Genomic DNA, 2,913 nt, shown 5'->3' on the forward strand with positions numbered 1-2,913 from the left:
GCACATTACCCATCGCAAGCGGCATGATGCCGGATTCGAGCAAGTATTATGTGTCCAACTACCTGGGCCACACCATCTCGGTGGTGTGCGGCCAGTACCCCAAAATGAACTGCGTTCCGGGACAGGTGCTCAAGAACATCAACTTGCTCGTAGGGAACTCGTCCGATGGGACCACCGGGAACTATAATCCAATCAGTGGAGAGATCAGTGGCCCGGTCGGTGGTTTTTCTGTTCAGACGCCGGTGAGCCCCGATGGGAAATTCGTGATTCAAGGCAATACCCTCACTGGGACCATTACCATCATCGATACCGCAACCGATACGCTGGTGGCGATGGCTCCTTGTGATCCGGGCTGCCATGGCGTCAACTTCGGCGCCAAGAAGGGCGGTGGGTACTATGCCTATGTCACTAGTAAGTTCGCCAATCGGTTGATTGTCTTGGACTATGACGTAAATAATGATGGTATTGTGACTCAAGAAGGACCAGACGCGCCGGTCATTGCCGGTACTGTGGTGCTGGTCAATGACAATCCCGCCTATAAAGACGATACTATTTCCGGCAACAGGGGTTTTGGGGCACAGGGTATCATGGCGGTGCCTAACATCTATAACGGCTGGGTCCAGCGGTTGCCGGGATACTATAAGGCTCAGCTCACGAAAGCCCAGCAGAATCCGATCGGCAAGAAGCGTCATAGCCGCCACGACGATGATGACGACGATGATCGTGGCCATGACCGTGATGATGATCGGTAAGAATAGTGTTTTTTGGTGTCAGTCCTTTATCGACTCCAGGATGTCCTAACAGGGGACATCATGATTGAACTAGGGGCAGACACCGCTGAAAGCGGTGTCTGCTTGCCTGGTGATGTCGTATGGTGTACTTCGCTCAGGGAGAAATATTATACGGGCCCAAGAATCAGAAGAATGAATCGAACGCTATTCTCGCGGCACCCCGCTACGATTTCGAGTAGGCCCATCAGATCGCCCTCAACAGACCGTCCTCGAATTCTGTCGTCTTCCTGCACAAGGCAGTCACAAGTTGTCTGTACCGTTCCTCGGCCCAAGCATTGAACGACTCGGCGTCCGGGAACACGAGGTCCCAGGCCTTGATTGCGTCCAGCATCAAGAGCTGCGGGGGGTTGGTGTGTCCAGAGAATAAGACGACCAGGACGGCGGAGTTACCGGTGAGGCTGATGTCGGTGAAGATATGCAGCATGGAGGAGGGAGGCAGCACAATTTCCCGCGAGGCGGCTTCGACGATCGGTTGATAAAGACGATGCAGTAATTGCGCTGTGACCTCATGCGAGTTCGCAGGGGTCAGGAGGCGAGGATTCGGCTTTTCTCCGAATAAGTTCTCCGTCAGATAGGTGGCCGCTTCCCATGTCGGCATGGTGCCTGAAGCAACCAGAGATTCGCAGAGGTAGGCGATCCAGTTCCGATTCCGGGGACGTTTGCGAACCGCCGTCAACTTTTTCGCCATACTCGGCAGTCCATTCTCTACGGCCTCGGTGGTTGAGCGAATTCGAATCAGGCTGTTCGGGCAGATGAAAAAAAGTATATCGATGGCGCCATAGCCGGTCAACGCATTGCCGACAATCCGGCAATGCGTGAGTTCAGCCGAGGGAAGTTACGTTTCGCGGAAGGTATTGGAGTTGACGCGGTCCGCGTATTGATCGTGGATGCGTGCCACGTCATCAGTTGATGCGACGAAGATATCCAAAAGCTCTGGGTCGAAGTGTTCGCCACGGTGTTTAAGCATGAGATCGATCGCATGGCTGAGCTCGAAGGCCGGCTTGTAGACCCGTTGAGTGGTGAGTGCGTCAAACGCATCGGCAATCGCGGCAATGCGGCCTTCGATGGGAATGGCATCTCCCTGCAATCTGCGGGGATACCCCGTGCCGTCGAAGCGCTCATGATGGGTGTAGGCGATCACGGCAGCGACTTTCAGCAGCTCTGCATCCGACCCGCTGAGGATCTTGTATCCGATTTCGGCGTGCTGCGCGATCACCCCGAATTCTTCCTGTGTGAACTTGCCGGGCTTCAGCAACACATGATCCGGGGTGCCGATCTTGCCGATGTCATGCATGGGGCTGGCCGTGCGGATTAATTCGCATCGTTCCGGAGACAGACCGGCCTTGCGGGCGAGCAACTCGCAGTAGTGGCTCATGCGTTGGATATGTCGGGCGGTCGCATGATCGCGGAACTCCGCGGCAATGGCGAGCCGTTGAATCGTTTCCTCACGCGACAGGCGCAACTCTTTTTCAGAGCGTTCCAGCCAGTCCAACGCCTGCTGTAGCGCGAGCGTTCTTGTTCGGACGATGTCCTCCAGGTTCTCACGGTGGAGGCGGTTTTCCATCTCTAGCCGTCGGCGGCGGAGCGCATTGGCGACGTCGATGAGAACTTCATTGGACTCGAACGGCTTGACGATGTATCCGAAGGCGCCGACCTCCAAGGCGGCATTGGCGAGGACCGAGCTGTCGAGGCCCGTGACCATGATCGCCGCCGTGTGTGTGTGCTCCTTGAGAATATGCCGCACGAGATCCATGCCGGATTCTCCCGGCATGTTGACGTCGCAGAGCATCAATGCAAAGGGTTCATCATTCAGCTTTTGTCGAGCCTCTCGGGCATCTGCGGCGCATTCGACCGAATACCCATGGCATTGAAGCAGGTAGGCAAGAAGGCGCCTGATCGGCTCTTCGTCATCGACCACCAGGATCTTGCGATTATCGAGCAGGGCCTGATGAGTGGTCTGGTTCAGCAGTATCGCCATGAGTCGGAATGTATTCGGATCGACGCTGTCGGGGTTGTCTTGTGTTCTTCTTTATCGGCTCATTGGCGTGTGACCTGAATGCCGTAGGAACGGCGGAGAGGTGTGCACTTTTTGTGCCAATTGGCTTCTCTCAATGACGTCATT

At 55.6% G+C, this 2,913-nt stretch carries 3 protein-coding genes; 1 reads left to right on the forward strand and 2 read right to left on the reverse strand.

Annotated features, from left to right (window positions below):
* On the forward strand, nucleotides 1-752 hold a 752-nt coding region (locus ACOSYY_RS06240), incomplete at its 5' end, for a YncE family protein (RefSeq protein ID WP_421661402.1).
* A 223-nt stretch (nucleotides 753-975) separates the two neighbouring features.
* Here the strand turns inward: ACOSYY_RS06240 and ACOSYY_RS06245 are convergent.
* Both ACOSYY_RS06245 and ACOSYY_RS06250 read right to left on the reverse strand, forming a co-directional pair.
* Complete coding sequence (locus ACOSYY_RS06245) at nucleotides 976-1,479, reverse strand: hypothetical protein (protein ID WP_421661403.1); 504 nt, start codon at nucleotides 1,477-1,479, stop codon at nucleotides 976-978.
* 147 nt (nucleotides 1,480-1,626) lie between these two features.
* Entirely contained in the window at nucleotides 1,627-2,769 is a 1,143-nt protein-coding gene (locus ACOSYY_RS06250) for an HD domain-containing phosphohydrolase (RefSeq protein WP_421661404.1), read from the reverse strand.
* Nucleotides 2,770-2,913 lie beyond the last annotated feature (144 nt).

This window comes from Nitrospira sp. BLG_2 (assembly GCF_049222245.1).